This window comes from Mesorhizobium sp. AR02, from assembly GCF_024746835.1.
GTDB lineage: Bacteria > Pseudomonadota > Alphaproteobacteria > Rhizobiales > Rhizobiaceae > Mesorhizobium.
Genome location: NZ_CP080530.1, coordinates 324,110 through 342,326 on the forward strand (window position 1 = coordinate 324,110; position 18,217 = coordinate 342,326).

At 59.7% G+C, this 18,217-nt stretch carries 15 protein-coding genes and 3 pseudogenes; 9 read left to right on the top strand and 9 right to left on the bottom strand.

What is annotated here, in order from left to right; all coding sequences use genetic code 11:
* The first annotated feature begins 3 nt into the window (after window positions 1-3).
* The 3 genes from DBIPINDM_RS01395 to DBIPINDM_RS01405 all read left to right on the top strand — a co-directional run bounded on the left by DBIPINDM_RS01395 (window position 4) and on the right by DBIPINDM_RS01405 (window position 2,370).
* Window positions 4-501: a hypothetical protein gene (locus DBIPINDM_RS01395; protein ID WP_258581098.1), complete on the top strand. Its 498-nt coding sequence runs from the start codon at window positions 4-6 to the stop codon at window positions 499-501.
* Complete coding sequence (locus DBIPINDM_RS01400; protein ID WP_258581099.1) at window positions 488-988, top strand: hypothetical protein; 501 nt, start codon at window positions 488-490, stop codon at window positions 986-988. Before DBIPINDM_RS01395 ends, DBIPINDM_RS01400 begins: the two co-directional genes overlap by 14 nt.
* Window positions 989-1,293: 305 nt before the next feature.
* Window positions 1,294-2,370, top strand: coding sequence for a ThiF family adenylyltransferase (locus tag DBIPINDM_RS01405; RefSeq protein WP_258581100.1), 1,077 nt, complete (start codon window positions 1,294-1,296; stop codon window positions 2,368-2,370).
* Window positions 2,371-2,499: 129 nt separating this feature from the next.
* On the opposite strand, the gene DBIPINDM_RS01410 is transcribed toward DBIPINDM_RS01405, so the two are convergent.
* The 5 genes from DBIPINDM_RS01410 to DBIPINDM_RS01430 all read right to left on the bottom strand — a co-directional run bounded on the left by DBIPINDM_RS01410 (window position 2,500) and on the right by DBIPINDM_RS01430 (window position 6,661).
* Window positions 2,500-3,249, bottom strand: coding sequence for a sugar phosphate isomerase/epimerase (locus tag DBIPINDM_RS01410; RefSeq protein WP_258581101.1), 750 nt, complete (start codon window positions 3,247-3,249; stop codon window positions 2,500-2,502).
* Window positions 3,249-4,205, bottom strand: coding sequence for a nucleotidyltransferase domain-containing protein (locus DBIPINDM_RS01415; RefSeq protein WP_258581102.1), 957 nt, complete (start codon window positions 4,203-4,205; stop codon window positions 3,249-3,251). The genes DBIPINDM_RS01410 and DBIPINDM_RS01415 overlap by 1 nt, the downstream gene beginning before the upstream one ends.
* A 564-nt stretch (window positions 4,206-4,769) precedes the next feature.
* On the bottom strand, window positions 4,770-5,207 hold the full coding sequence (locus tag DBIPINDM_RS01420) for a 5'-nucleotidase (RefSeq protein ID WP_258581103.1): 438 nt from the start codon (window positions 5,205-5,207) through the stop codon (window positions 4,770-4,772).
* Window positions 5,134-5,472: a 5'-nucleotidase gene (locus DBIPINDM_RS01425; RefSeq protein WP_258581104.1), complete on the bottom strand. Its 339-nt coding sequence runs from the start codon at window positions 5,470-5,472 to the stop codon at window positions 5,134-5,136. The genes DBIPINDM_RS01420 and DBIPINDM_RS01425 overlap by 74 nt, the downstream gene beginning before the upstream one ends.
* Before the next feature lie 64 nt (window positions 5,473-5,536).
* On the bottom strand, window positions 5,537-6,661 hold the full coding sequence (locus DBIPINDM_RS01430; protein ID WP_258580779.1) for an IS630 family transposase: 1,125 nt from the start codon (window positions 6,659-6,661) through the stop codon (window positions 5,537-5,539).
* Between the two features lie 42 nt (window positions 6,662-6,703).
* On the opposite strand from DBIPINDM_RS01430, the gene DBIPINDM_RS01435 reads away from it, so the two are divergent.
* Window positions 6,704-6,982, top strand: coding sequence for a LexA family protein (locus DBIPINDM_RS01435; RefSeq protein ID WP_258581105.1), 279 nt, complete (start codon window positions 6,704-6,706; stop codon window positions 6,980-6,982).
* A gap of 81 nt (window positions 6,983-7,063) precedes the next feature.
* Here DBIPINDM_RS01435 and DBIPINDM_RS43425 read toward each other — a convergent pair.
* Window positions 7,064-7,333, bottom strand: a pseudogene (locus tag DBIPINDM_RS43425) (5'-nucleotidase); the annotation flags it as partial.
* 581 nt (window positions 7,334-7,914) lie between these two features.
* Between DBIPINDM_RS43425 and DBIPINDM_RS01440 the strand changes: the two are divergent.
* Genes DBIPINDM_RS01440 through DBIPINDM_RS01450 form a run of 3 tightly spaced genes read left to right on the top strand, consistent with a single transcriptional unit; the run spans window position 7,915 to window position 11,003 of the window.
* Window positions 7,915-8,988, top strand: a complete 1,074-nt coding sequence (locus tag DBIPINDM_RS01440; protein WP_258581106.1) for an SIR2 family NAD-dependent protein deacylase — start codon at window positions 7,915-7,917, stop codon at window positions 8,986-8,988.
* Window positions 8,985-10,793 (top strand): ATP-binding protein, encoded by a 1,809-nt coding sequence (locus DBIPINDM_RS01445; protein WP_258581107.1) that lies wholly within the window; start codon window positions 8,985-8,987, stop codon window positions 10,791-10,793. Before DBIPINDM_RS01440 ends, DBIPINDM_RS01445 begins: the two co-directional genes overlap by 4 nt.
* Entirely contained in the window at window positions 10,794-11,003 is a 210-nt protein-coding gene (locus DBIPINDM_RS01450) for a KTSC domain-containing protein (protein ID WP_258581108.1), read from the top strand.
* Window positions 11,004-11,341: 338 nt separating this feature from the next.
* On the opposite strand, the gene DBIPINDM_RS01455 is transcribed toward DBIPINDM_RS01450, so the two are convergent.
* Window positions 11,342-14,734 carry a TM0106 family RecB-like putative nuclease gene (locus DBIPINDM_RS01455; RefSeq protein ID WP_258581109.1) on the bottom strand — a complete coding sequence of 1,131 codons (3,393 nt, stop codon included), beginning with the start codon at window positions 14,732-14,734 and terminating at the stop codon, window positions 11,342-11,344.
* A 1,367-nt stretch (window positions 14,735-16,101) separates the two neighbouring features.
* Here DBIPINDM_RS01455 and DBIPINDM_RS01460 point away from each other — a divergent pair.
* On the top strand, window positions 16,102-16,383 hold the full coding sequence (locus DBIPINDM_RS01460) for a hypothetical protein (protein WP_258581110.1): 282 nt from the start codon (window positions 16,102-16,104) through the stop codon (window positions 16,381-16,383).
* Here DBIPINDM_RS01460 and DBIPINDM_RS01465 read toward each other — a convergent pair.
* The gene (locus tag DBIPINDM_RS01465) at window positions 16,365-17,348 is read right to left on the bottom strand and encodes an IS5 family transposase (protein WP_258580676.1); all 984 of its coding nucleotides are present in this window, start codon (window positions 17,346-17,348) and stop codon (window positions 16,365-16,367) included. The genes DBIPINDM_RS01460 and DBIPINDM_RS01465 overlap by 19 nt on opposite strands.
* Window positions 17,349-17,443: 95 nt before the next feature.
* On the opposite strand from DBIPINDM_RS01465, the pseudogene DBIPINDM_RS01470 reads away from it, so the two are divergent.
* Window positions 17,444-17,701: pseudogene (locus tag DBIPINDM_RS01470) on the top strand (DUF4158 domain-containing protein); the annotation flags it as partial.
* Here the strand turns inward: DBIPINDM_RS01470 and DBIPINDM_RS01475 are convergent.
* A pseudogene (locus DBIPINDM_RS01475) lies at window positions 17,696-17,934 on the bottom strand (recombinase family protein); the annotation flags it as partial. The pseudogenes DBIPINDM_RS01470 and DBIPINDM_RS01475 sit on opposite strands and share 6 nt — an antisense overlap.
* Window positions 17,935-18,217: the final 283 nt, after the last annotated feature.

An 18,217-nucleotide genomic window follows, 5' to 3' on the forward strand; every position in this document is an offset into this window, starting at 1 on the left:
GAGATGACGCCGGATCAGAAGCTATTTCTCATGGACCTTGAGGACGCCGGGTTTCGCACCGGCGTCCTAGCAGGTCGTTGGGGCGTTGGGGAAGCTGACGTGCTGCCCGAGGGCATGTCGTGGCCGCATATGTGCTTCTGGCTGCAGGCGGCCGAACGGCCGGGTGCGCCGGATCGCTATTACATCATGATCGATGTCGACGGATATCGCTCGGTTTCTCCCACCGGGTCCTTCTGGGACCCGGTCGGAAAGACCATGCTGGGTGCCTCGAAATACCCAAAGGGAAAACCGGGATCGCGCTTTGCGAAGGTCTTTCGGACGGACTGGCAGCCCGGTTTGTCCAAGGCCTTTTACCATCCATATGACCGCTTCACCTTGAGTTCGCACACCGATTGGACCAGCACGATGGCGCATCTTGCCTGGACAGAGCGAAAAACGATCACCGACTACCTCGATGAGTTTCAACTGCTGCTGACGGGGGACGACTATGCCGGCCAGTGAACAGATCGAAAAACACATCCGGGTCAGCGTGTGGATCTGGGCGTGGCTCGTCCTCGGGCTACGCTTCCGCGGCAAAGGGCGCCGTGAGAGCGGCGCGTTTCTGCTGGGCCGGTGGACTGGCCAGTTGGGAACCGTGGGGCGCGTCGTTTTCTACGACCAACTGGACCCGCACGCTTATCAGAATGGGATCATCATGTTCCACGGCGACGGTCTTGCGGCGCTCTGGAAGATTTGCCGGGAGAGCGGCCTTGAAGTGCTCGCCGACTCCCACACCCACGGCAATGCGAATACAGGCCAGAGTGTGACGGATCAGCGCAATCCCATGATTCCGGAAGTCGGCCATACGGCCCTGATCTTCCCATACTTCGCGCGCATGGCACCGTGGTCAAAGCGTGGCGTCGGGATACATGAATATTTGGGCAGCTACAGGTGGCGGCGGCATGACCGAGGCGGTCAATCAGATCGCTTGCGCCTGATCTTTTGGTAGGGGCGCACATGGCAAGCATTTCGCGAATCTCTAAGCTGCTCGTAGATCGTAACGGCGATGATCCCGGGAAGGTGCTCGCACGGCGGCGAGGATTCACGGTGACAATGAAGCTGGGCGACGATGTCGCCGCGTCGAGGTCGCTTCAACTGGCTGCCTTGACCGCGGTACGTCTGGCAACCCGGTGCTTTCCGGGCGCTGTCCGCGTGGACGCGCCGGACTCCGTCCTGAGCGCGCCGGCCCTGGTTGGAGCGCCAGGGAGAGCCACGCTTGGGTTCGCCCTAGCTACGGAGGTTGGAAAGCGCAACATGACGCCGACCGACGGTGGTCGGCTTGTTCTTTTCGGCAATGCTGCCCACGACGGAGCGGCCACACGCGTGACGTTCGACGGTTGGGCGGCTGTAACGGGTCCGCAGCACGTTCTGAGTCGCTATGCGGAACGCGAACATTGCTCGCTTGCGCCGATTCTCGCTGCCGCCCTAGCCATCTCGGAGACCTTCCTAGGTTTCGCGGGCATCGACCTTTTGGCTGGAAGACGCGTCGTGGGTCTTTCGCTGTGGCGCCCCGACCTCGACCACGCAAATCCCGAAGCCGTCGGGCCAGTCGTGACCGCGCTGCCAAAGCAGGCGTGGTTGCTAGGTTTGGGGCACCTCGGCAACGCTTATCTGTGGGCGCTCGCGACTCTTCCCTTCGCCGATCCTACCGATGTACTTCTGTATCTGCTGGACTTCGACAAGGTAGAAAAGGCCAATACCGAAACCGGTGTGCTGTTCCGGAGCCGCGACATCGGCGAGCTTAAGACTCGGGTGTGCTCGAACTGGCTGGAGCGGTTCGGCATCAAGAGCCGCCTTGTCGAACGGCGCTTCAACGAGCACACGCGCAGGCTCGATGGCGAACCAGCACTTGCGCTCAGTGGCTTCGACAACAATGAGGCGCGCCAGCTTATCGTCGGCGCCAGTTTTGGGCGTGTCGTTGATAGCGGGCTCGGCGGCACCGCGACTAACTTCGATTCGATTAGCTTCCGGACATGGCCGAATGCGCGCGCGGCGGGCGAAATCTGGCCGGTGCTTTCGGCCGCCGAGAAAGCAGATGCTGAAGAAGCGATCTTGAAAGCGGTTGAAGAAAACCCTGCCTATCGACGCCTGAAGCGCGACCGTTGTGGCATTATCGGATATGCTGGGAAGTCAGTCGCTGTGCCTTTCGTGGGTATGTTGGCCGCGACACTGGTTATGGCCGACACCCTGCGAGTACTCAATGAGGGCGAATGCTTGCAAAACCTGAAGGTCCGGCTGGGCGAGCTTTCGGGCGGACTTGCGGTGACCTGGTCGAAATATACGAAGGATGATTTGGCGGCGGTGGCCTATGCGCCCGCGCAGAAATATTGAGCACGTCCCGCCTTAACCGTGATTCGCTTGATGCCAGTGTCGAGGGTCCGCAGAGCGGCCATTTCGGAAGTAAATCGGCACCACGTTTCGTACGATCAGGTTTATCCCAACGCGCCCGCCAATATTTGCTCACTCGGCGGGCTGAATTGGGCTGATCCGGCCATCGGCCGTGTGGGCGGCGGCATACCGATGGTTGGTCAGTAGCTTCTCCGTCTCGGCTATCTCGCGCACGATCGCATCCCGCGTCACCATGGACTCAATGATAACTGGAGTACGGGACAAGACCATTGCGAAGGGTTCGTACGCGCGCTTGGCGGCGAAGGACATCGCAAAATGTGTACCTTTGCTGTTGATTTCACTGACATGGAATTGAGCAAGCCGGCCGCCGAACCGTCGCAGAATACGCACCGCTTCGGTCATGGAGGAGTCGACTTGGCGGGCGTGAGCAATGTCCAGGCACAATTTAGCATCTGGGAGCATGTCGAAGAATGGCTGTAGTTCTTCTGCTGTGCGGCCGACTGGTTTGCGAGAATCCATGTTTTCCAGACAGAGACGCGACCCTAGCGCCCGCCATATAGGGATGTCGCCGATCGTATCGGGATGGACAACTACATTCAGTCCCATATCCGCGATAGTCTTCAGTTGCTGAACCATCGGACGTTCGTCGTCGAAATTGGTGGGAGCGTGGAAACTCACGTAGCGATATCGTTTATTCAACCCGGGTAACAACCCCGGCAACGCGGCCAACAACGGCTGCAGTTCTGCGGTTCGCAACGCGGAGAGTTCTACGGCGGAGGCGCGCGTGGGTGCCAGCAGATCAAGTGCCGTCGCGAAATCGTCACGGGCGATTGCTCCCGTGGAGAAGCCGATCGTCGGCATCAGAACACCCCATACTTTTTTACCAGCTTGGCAACGCCGGCGTCCGCTTCGAACAACAACTTGGTCAGTGCGTCATCGAACTTCGTCGCCACGCCCCTCGCTTCCAAGAATACCTCATCTTCGTACGCTTCGTCCGGAGACAAATTCTCAAGCCTCGTCCGACGGGCCTCATCGTCGAGAACAGCAAGAAAGGAATCGTAACTATCGAAGATGTCGGACGCCAATTCCGGCGCATATCGCTCTACCACGCCGGCCAGAGAGACCAATGGAGAGCGTTGGGTCCAAGCCAGTAGATGATCTACGAGATCTTGGATCTCGAAATCGTCGCTTTTTTGGGCGTGGTCCTCAAGTGCCCAAGATAGGCACATGAAGAAGCCGGAGACGAAGAGCAACTTCCTCGACATCCGTAGCTTTATATTTCGCAGCGCCCACTTTTGACCGCCTCGGGCCCGGTACTTGTTCGCGTAATCGACTGCCATAGTGCGCCAGAAACGCACCACGTCGTTCAAGAGGAAACGCGGAATCCTGTCAGCACGCTTGTTGCTACCAATGAAGCTAGCGTCCTCCTGGACGTAGCGATTAAGGATAGCCTGCACGATGCGGGCATGGGTCTCGACGCTTCCCGCAGCATGGACGGGGGCCGACTCCAACAGCAATAGTAAACGCCGGGTCATGTTCTTGTTAGTATCTTCGTCTCCGCCGACGGCGTGGACCAGGTCATGGCTGAAGATTAGACCGCCGAACACCTCAGTTGGTCCCGGAACCTTGAAGCCAGCTTTTTCGAGTTCGGTCTTAAGCTTGTGTATGATCTGCAAATGCAAGGAGTCGGCGCGCCCGTCGATCAGGACAGTCCAGTCGAGATCGCTACCTGCGGTATATTCACCGCGCGCTAGAGAGCCGAACACAACGAAGCTGCCTTCGTCGGTAGGTAGCAGGTCGTTTGCGATACGGGCCAAGACCTCCAAGCGCTCTCCGCTACGGCGTTCGGCGGCGGCGATATGACTCCACCGGGAGGCGTCGTTTCCCCTGAGTCGATCTAGCGCGGTGATAGGCATATGCGGGTTGCTCGTTTTGAATCGGCATTCGCTCACCTGTAACTCTTCCCAGCAACTTTGTCTCTCGTATGTCCCCGGCGATTTTGGGTTAGATCGGTAGGAGCATCGCGTACCGCGCGAGAAGGCCTAGGCCCAAGTTGAGAACATTGGCGAGAAACGAGAATCATGGTCCTTTTTTGGGAACGTATGAGCGGAGCGGCTCTACGAGACAATCGCCAGAGGATCGCGCGACGGGGAGCTGCTTCGCGCAGTCAGGCGGCAGAGAGTTTATCCCGTGTCGGCGACCTATGCGCAATCGAGAGGCTGCGAGTGTTCGCCGCAATGTCGGCTTTTGGCCATCGGCAGCGGTGACCGAAACGACGGACCATGAGGCGAAAACCGCCATTCCGCCCGACACAAGCCCAGATCGCCTGCTGTCGGAGTCGTTCGCTCACCAACTCGCGACGCGATCTCGTTCCCATAGGGTCAACCGGCCGGGATTACCGGCGTAGCGGGATCATGTGGTCCGGGAACATGGCCGGAAGGGACCACTGCCGCCGCGCTGAGGACGTGCTTCTCTTGGTCGTCAAAGAAAATATGAGCACCGAGTGCCTTCAGGATGGGTGCCTTGTCGCGGCTGCCAACGAAGTGTGCCTCGTCAGCTGGGGTCCCCCATGCTCTCAGCGTGCGAATGACGCGTTCGTGGGCGGGGGCGTTCCGAGCTGTGACAAGTGCGATGCGGACCTTACTCACATTGCCCTCACTAAGAAAAACCCGGCGCAATGCGGATAGCTTATGAAGAAAATTGCCAAACGGGCCGCGGGCCATTGGATTGCTCGCATTCGCGGTCTCATGAGCTAGGAAGGCGTCCAGCCCCTGTTCCTTGTAGATTGGCGTCAGACTCGGGGCCAAACACGACAGCATCGCCGTCGAACGCGACCCGGACCTCGCCCTGAGGCGTTTCGGCACGGTCCTTGGGCGCCAAGCCGAGCCGTGCAGCTGCTGCTCCGCCGTCCACCGCTCCTTTTACGTCCGCGTCCGCATTTGAGAGAAATAGGTCGATGCCCCAAGCCGGGACAAAGGGCGCAAGCGATCGCCCGCTGGTAAAACTGCCCGTCTTGACGACAAGCTCGTAATGATCGATCGATTTGAAGGCCCTGAGGGAGAGGTCGGGCGAGTTCTGCGACAAGAGGATCACTTCAACGTACGGAACTGCGTCAGGATCGTTCAGCGCTAGTGTCGCGTCGCGGTGATTATGACTCTTTGAGAGATGGCGTGGGATAGGATTTTGCCATCTTCGCTCGGGCCTGCTGTGTGGAGAACATCCAGCGGATGCGGGCGCCACTTTCGGTGCGGCGGCGTTCCCAGGTCCGGATCTCTGTTTCAAGGAGGTCGCGGCTAGCGATGCGGCGATCAAGACATTGGCGGCGCATAACGCCGATTTCGATCTCGACGATGTTGAGCCAACTGGCGTGCCTGGGTGTGTAGTGGAACTCCAGGCGTCGCAAGATCCGACGCGCCTCGACTGCTGGAAAGGTCTGATAGACAGCGGAGGCCGTGTGGGTTGATAGGTTATCCATCACGACGCGGACCTTGTCGGCGCCGGGATAGTCCACGTCGACCAGGTCGCGCATGCAGACGGCGAAGTCCTCGTTTGCGCGCCGGTCGGTGACCTTGACCCTGCGCCACGACCGGTTGGCGTCGACCATGACAAAGAGGTTGGCCGTGCCGTTACGCTTGTACTCGGAGTCGTAGCGGTATCGCTTTCCGGGTTTCGGCACGATGGGCACGCGCACCTCGCCGATGAGCTGGATCGGACTTTCATCGAAGCAGACCACCGGTCGCTTGGGATCATGCGGCTCGGCATAGAGATCGAGGAGATCCTCCATGCGGGCGATGTACTCCCCATCGATATTGGCGATGCACCACATCTTCTGTTGCCAGGGCTTCAGATCGTTGTCGTTCAACCGCCGGCGGACGGTGTCGCGTGAGACGCTCGGGTGTTCCATCACTTCGACCAGGGCGTTGGCCAGAAGCTTCAAAGTCCACCGGGCGCATCCCTGCGGCGGATCAGAACAGGCCAGCGCCACCAGTTGCACCTCCTGCTTGCCGCTTAGTTTGCGAGCCGCCCCCGGACGCGGCCCTTCACTGAGGGCGGCCTCCAGGCTGATCTCCACAAAGCGCTTCTTGGTGCGGTAGATGGTCGAGTCGCTGGTCTGCACCGAGATGGCGATGGCCTCGTCGGCGACCCCGGCGTCGGCGGCCAGCAGGATCTGCATCCGCTTGAGCCGCCGCACCGGCAGTTTACCCCCGCTCACCAAAGCACGCAGCTCGTCTCGTTCGGATTGGCTGAGTTCGACCCGATATCGTATGTTCATTCCCAAAGCCCTTCTTGGTGGAAGAGCCTAGGTGAATCTACAATGAATCAATTGCTTGACCGAAAGACGCCGGCGCCGACAGTACGGTTCACCGCCAAACAAGGCCAGTACCTCGCCTTCATCTGGGCCTATTCGCAGATCAATCGCCGCGCTCCGGCGGAGGCGGACTTCCAGCGCTACTTCAGGGTCACCGCACCGTCAGTCCATCAGATGCTCAAGACCCTCAACCAACTCGGCTTGATCGACAAGCAGCCCGGTGTCGCTCGCAGCATCCAGTTGCTCGTCCCGCCACAGGACCTGCCCATTCTCGGCGTAGACTAACCCGTCACAATCACTGCGACGGTACACTAGTAGCCGCTCGACTACTTCAAAGCCCGCACCCCTGCCGAGGATCACGTCCTCCCGTTGGAGTTGCATAGCCGCATAAGCCTTGACGCCATGCTCCTCGAATACGCGATGCTCCTCCTCCAGGTCAAAAAGGGCGCGCGTAGAGATTCCGATGCGAAGCGGGTTAGCCCTTAGCGCAGCACCTGGATCGCCACTCTTGCCGTCCTCGGTCATAGGTGAGACTTGCCCAGTTTCCATACTCCTTCCACCAGTACTGGGCTCGCCTTGGCGGTGCCCCCATTCATATTTGAGCGATCTGGAGCGAACTCGAGAGGGTTCATTCATGTCACCTACGTTTCCAGACAACCTACGCTATTTGACCGTGACGGCATCGAAGTTTGGCCGTTGGAATTCTGATCGAACCCGACTGTGCCGTCTTAGGATTCGACCACGCGACGGGCGACAAACACCAGCGGCTCCAGATCGAACGCTTTCTCGAACCCCCTCTTTGGGGCCGTTTGCTGCCTAGCTACAGAAATCTTGCGGAAAGTTCGTGCGTTTCGCTATGGCCTATGGCTGCTAACTCATCGTCGACTATCGACTTCGATTGCATATGACCATAGGTGCCAAACAATAAAATTGGTGACGTGTCGGAACAATAGCGATGCTGGATCGAGTCACCGCAATATGCACTGCGTCATCTGTGAGACAAATTACTGTAAAAATAAGTCCGCCATGGAGGGATGACCCGCGGTCCGTCAGGATATAATGGACTGAGTCTGGAACAATTCCGCCATCATGGATCGAGGAATAATTTGTCAGTTAGCGTGCACAATCCCGACCAGTATATGGCCGCGCTTCGAACGATTATAGCCCAAGGACGCAAGCGCATTGGTTTGCTCGTTGGCGCAGGAGCTTCAGCCGGGATGGCAAAGGCGGACGGCTCGTACCCACTGATCCCTGCCGTGGCAGGGCTCACTGACAAGGTGCTGGGCATTCTCGAACCTATCTACAAGGCGCAGATTGATGGCCTGAAGGCCGAGCTCTCGCAGCACGATATCGAGACGATTTTGTCGCGCATCAGGTCGTTGAGCAAAGTCATTGGGGCCACAAAGGTTCACGGCCTTGATGGCCCCGGATTCGCGACCTTTGGCGAAGCCATCTGCGCCGAGATCGGCAAGATCGTCGATGTGCGCCTGCCCATGCCCGGATCTGCGTATGCTAATCTGGTGAATTGGATCACAGGGACGAGTAGAGATTATCCGATCGAAATTTTTACAACCAACTACGATCTCCTGTTCGAGGAAGCGTTCGAATCGGTCCGAGCACCATATTTCGATGGTTTCACGGGTGGCCGCGAGCCGTTCTTCGACCCCGTTTCGGTGTCACGTAGCGACTTGCCGACGCGCTGGACCCGGTTGTGGAAACTGCATGGATCACTGGGTTGGAGAGCAAGCGACAAAGGCGAGGTCATTCGAACCGGCCAAAGTTCAGCCAGCCATCTCGTTTTCCCCGAGCATCTGAAGTACGACCAGACGCAGAAGGCGCCGTATGCCGCACTGCTTGACCGGCTTCGCGCTTTCCTGCTGACTCCAGACACGCTTCTGATCTCGATTGGCTTTTCTTTCGCTGATGCGCATATCGCAGCGCGTTTGGATGAGGCGTTGGCCGCCAATCCATCCGCAAGCATCTTCGCATTTCAATATAAGTATCTCGGAGAAGAGCATTCGGCATGTGACCTCGCGCGGCGGTTGCCAAATTTCAGTGTATACGCACGAGATCAGGCAAAAGTGAACGGGATGCGAGGCCCTTGGAAGGCCCCATCGGAACTCCCAAGCAAGGACTGGGGGCCGATACGCTCAACCTATCTCGACACCGACGGCAACTTCACGCTCGGTGGCATTGAGCCATTCGCTCGCTTTTTCGCGGCGTCAAAATCCATACAAGCTTTCTCAACGTCTCCCACAACGCCACCTGTCCACGTGCCACCAGCAGCATGAGTATCTCCACACTCCTCGGTCACGTTGGCTCGGTCGCGGGAGCTACAGTCAGCGTACGTCAATTCGAAGGCGTTGCATCCGGCATCGCGATTATCGGCGGACGAAGCTATCGGGTGGGTCAGGTCGGCAGTTTCGTCCGCATCCCTCAGGGCTATCACGACCTCTATGCGATCATTTCCGAGGTTGGCGTGAGTGCGACCCCGCCCGTTCTTGCCGACGCGCATGATCGGGGTGAGCGCTGGCTCACCGTGCAACTGGTCGGCGAGATCGTAGAGGCATCGTTCGAACGCGGCATCAGCCAGTACCCTAACGTGAATGATGAGGTTCACCTTGTCACGGAGGAAGATCTTTCCAAAATCTATGGCGCTGAGTTTGCTGGACAAGTCGTAGTCGGCCGGTTAGCCAACGCTGAGAGCATCCCTGTCCGTTTAGACCTCGACAAGTTGGTGACACGACACAGTGCGGTGCTGGGATCGACAGGGTCCGGAAAATCCACCACCGTCGCAAGCCTCTTGCGGTCAATCTCGATGCCGGGCGGTGAGGGCTTTCCAAGCGCACGGATTCTCCTGCTAGATATTCACGGTGAGTATGCGCGAGCCCTTGGAGACAATGCTGAGGTATTTCGCATAGCGCCTGCAGAGGGCGAAAAGCCCCTTGTGATTCCGTTCTGGGCTTTGCGTCCGGCAGACATGATCGACTTCCTATGCGGGAAACTGGATGACCGCTCGACAACCGCGATCCTCGACAAAATCTTCGCTGCGAAAAGCGCAATTGCACAAACGGATGGCCTCGCCGGCGTCGATCTTAATTCGATGACCGTCGACAGCCCCATTCCTTACAGCCTCCGGCAGCTCTGGCATGAACTGATCGATCCCGAAGTGAAGACGTGGCTTGATCAGACAAAGACACAGCCGGCGCTGGTGACTCCTGGCGATGCGGCATCGCTTCGACTTCCCTTATACCAGCCGCACACGACAACGAACACTGCACCCTACCTCAACAACATTGGTGTCCTTGGAATTCGGAAGCAGCTCGACCGCATGCGTTCACGACTGTTGGACAGGCAATTCGAATTTCTGCTTAAGCCAGGACAATGGGAGCCGGGGTTAAACGGACACACTGAAAACGACCTTCCCGAACTTGTGGAAAGTTGGATCGGACACGAGAAGGCGATCACCGTGCTCGACTTGTCGGGCATCCCCAGCTCTGTCCTCCTTGAACTCATCGGTGCCATCCTCTCAATCATTTACGAGGCACTTTTTTGGGGGCGACACCGTGCGGAGGGCGGCCGCAAACGCCCGCAGCTCATCGTCATGGAGGAGGCGCATCGCTATCTGGGCCGAGAGACGAACAACCCCGCACGCGAGATGGTGCAGCGTATTGCCAAAGAGGGACGAAAATTTGGAATTGGCGCGATGATCGTTAGTCAACGGCCCTCCGAAATCGACGATACCATACTCTCACAGTGCGGCACCTTCGTCGCCCTCAGGCTTACCAATTCGACTGACCGCAGCAAAGTACAGGCTGCGCTTCCGGACAATCTTAGCGGGATCGCGGACAGCCTGTCCGTTCTTCGAACGGGGGAGGCAATCATCACGGGTGAAGCCGCACGATTGCCAGTTCGGTGCCGCGTGACGCTGCCACCCATGCATCGCAGACCTGACAGTGAGGATCCTCTCGTAGCCGAGAGTTGGAAGAAACTGCGGGGCGAGGAGAACTATGACGATCTCGTTGCATGCTGGCGAGCGCAAGATCCGAGGTGGGCACCGCTGCCAAATGTCGTCGACGATGAGGGAGAAAATTAAATGGAACGGCAATCGGTAACGTCGGGGAATTTGGCCGAGGTTGGCTACGATCCAGATCTCGAAACACTCGAAGTCCAGTTCCGACACGGCGGCGTGTACCAATATTACAACGTCCCCCCTTTCATGAACGAGCGCCTGATGACGGCGGAGTCTCTTGGTCGTTTCTTCAATGCAGAAATCAAGGGACAATACCCCGAAGCCAAAATGTAATTGAGCAGCCCTTGTTATCGGGCTACGCTTTCTATCGAGATCAGCTACGACTGTCGGTTGCTCGATCGCACCCGGCGGTGATGTCGCCGTCGCTCGCCGAGTATCCGCACCAAGCATCGCCCAGCGCACGCAGGCGCAGCACGCTGCGAGACCCAGCCCGGTGACCATGGATTCTGGGACGGTTCAGGGTCGCGCTCCGCTTCATCCCTTTCAGACGCACCGACAGTTTCTATCTGGCCAGACGTTGTTTCGGTGGGTGGGATACTGGGACACGAGCGGCTCAGCTGTCCGCCTTTCTCGGTGAAACAGGCCGGACATTGCCGCGGAGCTGCGAGGACCTACGGATCGACCGTAACGGCCATCTCCAGATAGCGGCAGAAGCCGTTGGCTAGCTGCATCTGGCGTGGCGTCCGACATTCCGGCTCGAACACGTCCGGATTGGCCACGAGAATGCACAGTGCCTTTGCGCGGGAAGTGGCCACATTGAGGCGGTTCGCGCTGTAGAGGAACTCCATTCCACGCGGGGCGTCGGCATGGCTGGACGTCGTGACGGAATATATCACCATGGGCGCCTCCTGCCCCTGGAACTTGTCTACCGTTCCTACCCTCGCGCCGGGGAGGCGCGCCTGGATTTCGAAGACCTGCGCGTTGTAGGGCGCGATAATCAGAATGTCGTTCAGGGTAAGCGTCGCCTCATTGCCCTCGCGGTCGCGCCAACCTGCACCTGACGCAAGTATCCCCAGCACAATATTGCGGATACGGTCGGCCTCCTCAGGGCTGGAATTCTGGTTGCCGCTGTGCTGCACCGCGATATAGCGAAGGCCGCTCCCGCCAAGCGGGCCGTCCATCAGGATGGTCTGGTTCTCGAGACCGGGACGGGGAAGGAGGCGGCTTTCGTAAAACAGTTCGGAGGTGAAACGGCAGATGTCGGGGTGGAGGCGCCAGGTCTGGTCGAGGAACAGGCCCTCGTCCTCTGCGATGGTCTGCCGCCCGCCGAGAAGGTGGTCGAGGGCCGAGACCTCAGTACCCTCGGGGTGCGAGCCCTGCATCGGCTGCTCAAGCTGCTGCGGATCGCCAAGCAGGACAAGGCTGGCTGCGGCCGGCGATATGGCAAGCACGTTGGCGAGCGACATCTGCGCGGCCTCATCCACGAACAGCACGTCGACGAGGCCAGCCGCATCGGGCCGGGCCCACAGGAACCCCGTGCCGCCGACGACGTGGTAGCCGCTTGCAAAGGCGCCGATGGCCTCGGGGTTCTTGGTGGTGAAGGTGAGGTGCGGGACATTGTCTTCCGCATCCGTGACCTTGTGCAGGCACTGCAGGTCGAAGTCTTCCTTCGCTGCTTCCTCGGCGGCCTTCGCGAGCAGGTTGCGAATGACCTTGTGGCTGTTGGCGGTCACCCCGACGCGAAGGTCGGCCCTGACGAGCGCAAGGATCGAGTACGCGCCAGTATGGGTCTTGCCCGCGCCAGGCGGTCCCTGGATGGCGAGCACGCCCTGCAAGGCGGGGACGAGGCGGCAGGCCGCATCGACCGGGCTCTCGCCCGGCTGGCGAAGCGCCGCGCCACCGGCATCGGGCGGCCGGCGCAGCAGCAAATCGCGCGCCGCCTTGTAGGTACCGGAATCGCCGATGCCATGGCCGGCCGCGTACTCGCCGATTTGCACCAGGGACTCGGCCAGGACGGCCGTGTCGATGTAGGTATGGGCGAAGATCGCTTCAGGGTGAAAGCCGGCGGTGTCGCCCCGCTTCTTGATATCGATGAAGCGATGTTCCAGGTTGACGGCCTCGACTTTGCCGAACCGCTCGCCGCCGACGCTGCGCAAATCCTCGCCGCCGCGAAACTCCGCGTCCTGCGGGGGAAATCGATAGCGGTGGATAGGAGCCTTGGCGGTTCCGCCCACGATATCCACGAACTCGAGGCCGGCGATGCCTGCCCGCTCGTCCTCCAGCTCGTCTGCTGACAGCGCCGCCAGCCGGAAATATTCCCACCAGGTCGCCTTCTCTTCCCGGCGATGCCAGTCGAGCACGTTCGCCAGCACATAGAGCGCCTGCTGCTCGGCGCTGCGCTCCGCGGAGTCCACCGGAATGCCATCGGTCAGCACGGCCACGACTGCATCGATCCGCGCCTGCCAGGCTGTAATATCAGGGGGAGCGTCCTCTCCAGGCGGAGCAGGCCGGGGAATCTCCACGCCTGAGGCGACCGCGCCAGTCCGCAGGCCCTCGAGCCAGTGCCGAAGCCGCTCCGTCGAGACACAATCATCTTGGTTGTAGCCCGCCACGACGGCCCGATCATCCGCATTGATGCCGCCTGCATCCCCGAGCTCCAGGCGGGCCTGGACCCTGCTCAAGGAGTAGTTGGCATCGGGCAGCGACACCGCGCGCATGAATTCGTAGAGCGGCTCCAGCTTCTTGATGGAATAGCTCTCGACGCTGGCGCGGATGGCGTGGCGGACCACCGCGTAGAGATCCACCAGGACCTGCCCGCGCAGCAGCGTGTCGATCTCTTCCTCGCGAGTGGCGTAGCGCCCCATCAGGCGTTTGAGCGCGCCCACCTCATAGGCCGCGTAATGATAAACGTGCATGCCGGGATGGTGCGCTCGCCGCTCGATCACGAAATCGACAAAGCGCTCAAAGGCCGCCTTTTCATCGGCCTGCGTGAGACACCAGTCGGCGACGTAGGTGAGCGCGCCCCCTGCGTTCTTGAAGGCATAGCCGAAGAGATATTCGAGGCCGCCTTCGCCGACGAAGGGGTCGCCTTCGAGATCGAAGAAAATGTCCCCGTCATCCGGCACCGGCAGGCGGCACAGGCCAAAGCCCGGGTCTATCGGCAGCGCTTCATGGAGCACCTGCCCGGCCGCGCGCCCGGCGACCTGGATCCGGGCCTGCTCCCGGATGCGATTGTAGGACGAGGCGGCGCCGCGCTCCGGCTTCCACGGCAGCGGAAGGGGGAGCTCGGCCAGCGCAGCCATGGTGGCCACGTCGTGGCCGGCGAGCTCGCTGCGCTGCACGGCCGTGATCCCGGCCACAAGGGAGAGGTGGTCGTCCTGGTGGCGCTGGTCGTCGCATCGGCCGCGCCAGCGGCAGATATCGCAATGAGCGACCGGCTCCGGATAGGTGCCGCCGTTTCCGTTCAAGGACGCGGCGAAGCGTTCCCGGACATTGCGGTAGTAGGCGGCATAGTCGCTGACCCGAAAGACCTCTGGCTCGAAGCCTGTCAGGGGCGCGACAACGTAGGCGTATTCTGGCACGAGGCCCTGCACTTGTCCGACGAGGTCAGAATAGAGGCAGAGCTGCAGTACCGTCCCGCCCTTGGTCTCGCGGGCGAGCTTGGTGTCGACGACTTCATAGGACCAGGCGCCGAGATCGCTTGGCGTCTCGACGCGCCGGAGGATGTCGGCCCGACCCGTGAAGGGCGGTGCGCGCAGAGCGGCTTGCACGATGATCTGCGCGCCGGCGCGCATCGCCTCGATCGTGGCGGCCACTGAGCCGTCATCATTGCCCTTGCCCTGAATGACCGCGACCGTTAGGCCGGCCGCCCGCAGATGATCGACATAGGCCGTCTCGTGCGCCGCGCCGCGCTGCTGCAGGATCTCGAGCAGCGGGTCCCAGATCTTCGGCTTCTCAACCGCGCCGTCCGCCACCTGAAGGTCAAGCGCAGTTAGGTGGCCGCAGTTCAAGTAGCCGACGAAGTCGGAGGCGCTCAACTGTAATTCGGAGCCGATTCTCAGCATCAGCAAAGTCTACGCAGATTGGTGGCAGCTCGGCAATTCGGCAGATATCGCCACCTACATCGCCCGGTTTCGGTATTCTCTGCCGTTGTTGGCCGCGCCAGGCCGTTGCACAACTTCGGACGCCAACTTCCCGGATCTTGCATGCCGCGGGCTTGGCGGAGGTCTTTTCTGACGTTGCTTTCCGTTACGAGTGGCGAACGGCACGGTATCGGTCGAGCCGATGGTATAGGCCTACGCGTTCTTGCGCTGCATATTCGCCATTTGTGCTCCGAAAGTCGCATAAATGGCAGTGTGGTGTGACGTCCGGAATTATTTGGCATTTCACGGGGTTTACCAGTCCGGAATTACGGGTCGCTTGTGGGTGGCCTATGCGATTGAAAACAGGAGTGTTTTCGGCTGAGGGTAGGGGTTTCCGATCCAAAGATCGGGTTTACCAATGGCCTCAATGACAGTTAATTCTGGATCGGCATTAAGTGATTGGATTTGCGTAGAATATAGCCGCCCTTATTGGTAAACCCGCTGACGGTCGACAACGGATTGGTCAACCTCAAGACGACAGGATTGGTAAACCGGAGCAGCCCTTTCGACCAAGGTCCAGCAGTGCGCCTTCAGGCGCGCCTTCGCAGGCTGCGTGGCGATGCAAGGCGTGATTGTCACGACAGATATAACTCCAGCTGTTACTCGGTGGTCCTGTTCTGCCGCTAGGAAATAGCGCACGATGTCGAGGAAAGAGTTCGTGCCACTCAACCTGCTCGCCAAGTTGGCAGGAATCTCTCGGCAGGCAATTTGGAAGGCCTGCCTGCGTGGCAACTGGCGAGGGCACTCCCTAGAGGTGCGCGTCATTCAGGGTAAGGGCGGCAACGCGGGCAACCAGTATCTTGTCAGTTTGACTTCCCTCCCACCGGAGTTGCGACTCCGGTTAAGGCCCATTCAAACGCAGGTCCAAAACCCTTCGAAGCAGATCGCAACCCGAGGCCGACACGGCCGAGCGGACAAAGGCAAGAAACGTGTTGTCATCAGTCGGCAGTGGGATGCTCTGGTACCGTTCGACGTTCTCACCAAGACAAAGATTGCAGAGGATCTAAAACAGGAAATCCGAGGCCTTCTTGCGGCCGGCGCAGCTTGGGGACACGTCAAGGTCTTGGCCCGCAACTTCTTGGTAGAGACCTTCAGGTCGTGGGGATTCTGCCCCAGCGATGCAGCGAGTTTTGAGCAAGCCTGTTCGATCCCGTGGACGCTCGTTTCGGAGGAGCTTCATTATCGGAAGGTCCACCAGTTTCGAGCGAACCGCAAAGCCTACGAGGACAGCCGCCCCCGGGGGAGGCGCTCCATCGAAGGCATGCGCCCGATGGAATTGGTCGTCGGAGATGTGCACCATCGATATCCACCTGACGCGGGCGGACGGCTCTATTTGTACTGCGAAGCTGATCGGGTTCCTTGATTGGGCGACTGGTCGCGTCTGGTGTGACTTGATCGCATTCGATACGCGGGGCGGCGTCAACAACCGCGATGTCATCGAAGTATTTGCGGCCATGGTGGAGCACCCCGCCTTTGGCCTGCCTGAAGCCCTCTACATGGCGTTGGTGCGCGGATATGAAATCGAACGCATTTCGATCTTTAATGTAGTTGGTTATGCCTGCGTGACTTGACGCCGGATAGACTCCGGGCGTGCCCATGCCAGCATGCGGTTGAGAACGATGCAACCGATGGCAACCTCGGTTTGTTGAGCCGGAAGAGAGCGTGCTCGCAGGCGCCGTCCGATCAGCCCCTTGTATCGTCCGATGGCTGTTTCGCTCAGCGCCCGCTTGCCGTAGCCGGTGGCTGCCTGCCATTTCAGCCGACCGTCGCTTGCGATTGCGGCAATGTGCTTGTCCCTTTGACCAGGCGGTCCGGTATCACCGCTTTCCACCGCCGTGGAACGCGGTGGAATGACGATGTTCGCGGTTGCGCTGTGCTGCAGGATAGACCGATAGGTTGGCTTGCCGCCATAGGCTCCGTCGGCTGTGAACTGGTCGATCTCGCCGTCGATCTGATCGAGCAGCGGTGCCACCTGGGAAGGATCATCCGTGTCCTGATCTGTCAGCCTTTGGGCAATGATCGCGCCACTTTTGGCATCCACTGCCAGATGCAGCTTGCGCCAGTTGCGACGTGATCTGGCGCCATGTTTCTGCTCCAGCCATTGCCCGGCGCCGTAGACTTTCAATCCCGTGCTATCGACAAGCACATGCAGCGGGCCGTCCGGCAGCGGCGGGTTTCGTCGGGCTGATGGCTCCCACTTCTGTGCCCGACGGCTCAGCGTCGTATGATCTGGAACTGGGACTTTCAGCCCCATGAGATCCAGCAGCGAGTGGAGCAATCCCTCGGTCTGGCGCAGCCGCATTGCCAAGACGCAACCCAGCGTCAGCGCTGTCTCAATGGCGAGATCGGAATACCGGGCTTGGCCGCCGCGGGTCTTGCGTCGCGGAGCGCGCCATCCCGCAAGTGCCTCCGGCGTTACCCATAAGGTCAGGCTACCACGCCGGCGCAGACCTGCTTCGTAGTCACGCCAATTCGTCACCCTGAATTTCATCTTTCCGACGTGATGACGACGATCTGCGTTGTGTTTGTACGGCATGGCACTCGCATCAAGCTGATTTCGATCCTGCCTGCCTATCGCCAAACCGTTGACAAAGGATCCATGCACCAACGCTGTGCCGAGGGAGAAGGCGAGTGGGTAGAAGACGGCTTGTCAGTTCAAAGGAAGCGGCGATACTGCTGGGCATAGCGACGGACGAGGATAGTCTGATCCGTCACTTTACACTGGACCCGGCAGATAGATTGGAATGCGAACTCCGCCGGCGACCGCAGAACAAGCTGGGCTTCGCCGTTCAACTCTGCACGATGCGACAAACGGGGCGGCTCTTGTGGGACAACGAGCAGCCACCTGCGGCTGTGATCAACTATCTTGCGGATCAGCTCGGTATCGACGCGCGCCATCAGCAGGATGTCACAGGGCTGGCAGTCACCCAGCAGGCGGAACAGCTCGGGGCGGGCGAGGCGGGTGCCGCTTTTGTTCTCCATGTAGGTCGCGGCGATCCGCAGGCCGTGCTGGTTGGCGAACGCCTCAAGGTCGGCACGAGGCGGCCGGCATCCGGTTCCTTGGTCGAGGCGCGCAAGTATGCCCGGACAAAGGTGGCGTGGGCTTGCGGTTCGTTTTGCAGGGTTCGATCGTCAGCGGTTCGTTTTAGACTGTCAATGACTATTTATCGAACCACACGACGGGCAGTTCGCCAGAGGTATGCCCAAAACATACTGCCTGAATTTGCGGATTTCTTGATTTATGTGCAACAGAAAGCCCCCGGCGTGAACCGAGGGATTATCGTAATCAGTCGCTTCCACAGGTCGCCGGAACGCTGTGGTAAAATCGCGTTCGAGGTCGCGTTTTATAATCAGGGGATAACAAATCCTTCAAGTTATTTCACAGAATCTTTGCACCGAAAATTT

What these genes read in the sequence shown, in the direction of transcription:
- DBIPINDM_RS01395 (WP_258581098.1), top strand. Translation starts at nt 4, where the DNA reads ATGACGCCGGATCAGAAGCTATTTCTCATGGACCTTGAGGACGCCGGG.
- DBIPINDM_RS01400 (WP_258581099.1), top strand. Translation starts at nt 488, where the DNA reads ATGCCGGCCAGTGAACAGATCGAAAAACACATCCGGGTCAGCGTGTGG.
- DBIPINDM_RS01405 (WP_258581100.1), top strand. Translation starts at nt 1,294, where the DNA reads ATGACGCCGACCGACGGTGGTCGGCTTGTTCTTTTCGGCAATGCTGCC.
- DBIPINDM_RS01410 (WP_258581101.1), bottom strand. Translation starts at nt 3,249, where the DNA reads ATGCCGACGATCGGCTTCTCCACGGGAGCAATCGCCCGTGACGATTTC.
- DBIPINDM_RS01420 (WP_258581103.1), bottom strand. Translation starts at nt 5,207, where the DNA reads ATGCTGTCGTGTTTGGCCCCGAGTCTGACGCCAATCTACAAGGAACAG.
- DBIPINDM_RS01430 (WP_258580779.1), bottom strand. Translation starts at nt 6,661, where the DNA reads ATGAACATACGATATCGGGTCGAACTCAGCCAATCCGAACGAGACGAG.
- DBIPINDM_RS01435 (WP_258581105.1), top strand. Translation starts at nt 6,704, where the DNA reads ATGAATCAATTGCTTGACCGAAAGACGCCGGCGCCGACAGTACGGTTC.
- DBIPINDM_RS01440 (WP_258581106.1), top strand. Translation starts at nt 7,915, where the DNA reads ATGGCAAAGGCGGACGGCTCGTACCCACTGATCCCTGCCGTGGCAGGG.
- DBIPINDM_RS01445 (WP_258581107.1), top strand. Translation starts at nt 8,985, where the DNA reads ATGAGTATCTCCACACTCCTCGGTCACGTTGGCTCGGTCGCGGGAGCT.
- DBIPINDM_RS01450 (WP_258581108.1), top strand. Translation starts at nt 10,794, where the DNA reads ATGGAACGGCAATCGGTAACGTCGGGGAATTTGGCCGAGGTTGGCTAC.
- DBIPINDM_RS01455 (WP_258581109.1), bottom strand. Translation starts at nt 14,734, where the DNA reads ATGCTGAGAATCGGCTCCGAATTACAGTTGAGCGCCTCCGACTTCGTC.
- DBIPINDM_RS01460 (WP_258581110.1), top strand. Translation starts at nt 16,102, where the DNA reads ATGTGCACCATCGATATCCACCTGACGCGGGCGGACGGCTCTATTTGT.
- DBIPINDM_RS01465 (WP_258580676.1), bottom strand. Translation starts at nt 17,348, where the DNA reads ATGCCGTACAAACACAACGCAGATCGTCGTCATCACGTCGGAAAGATG.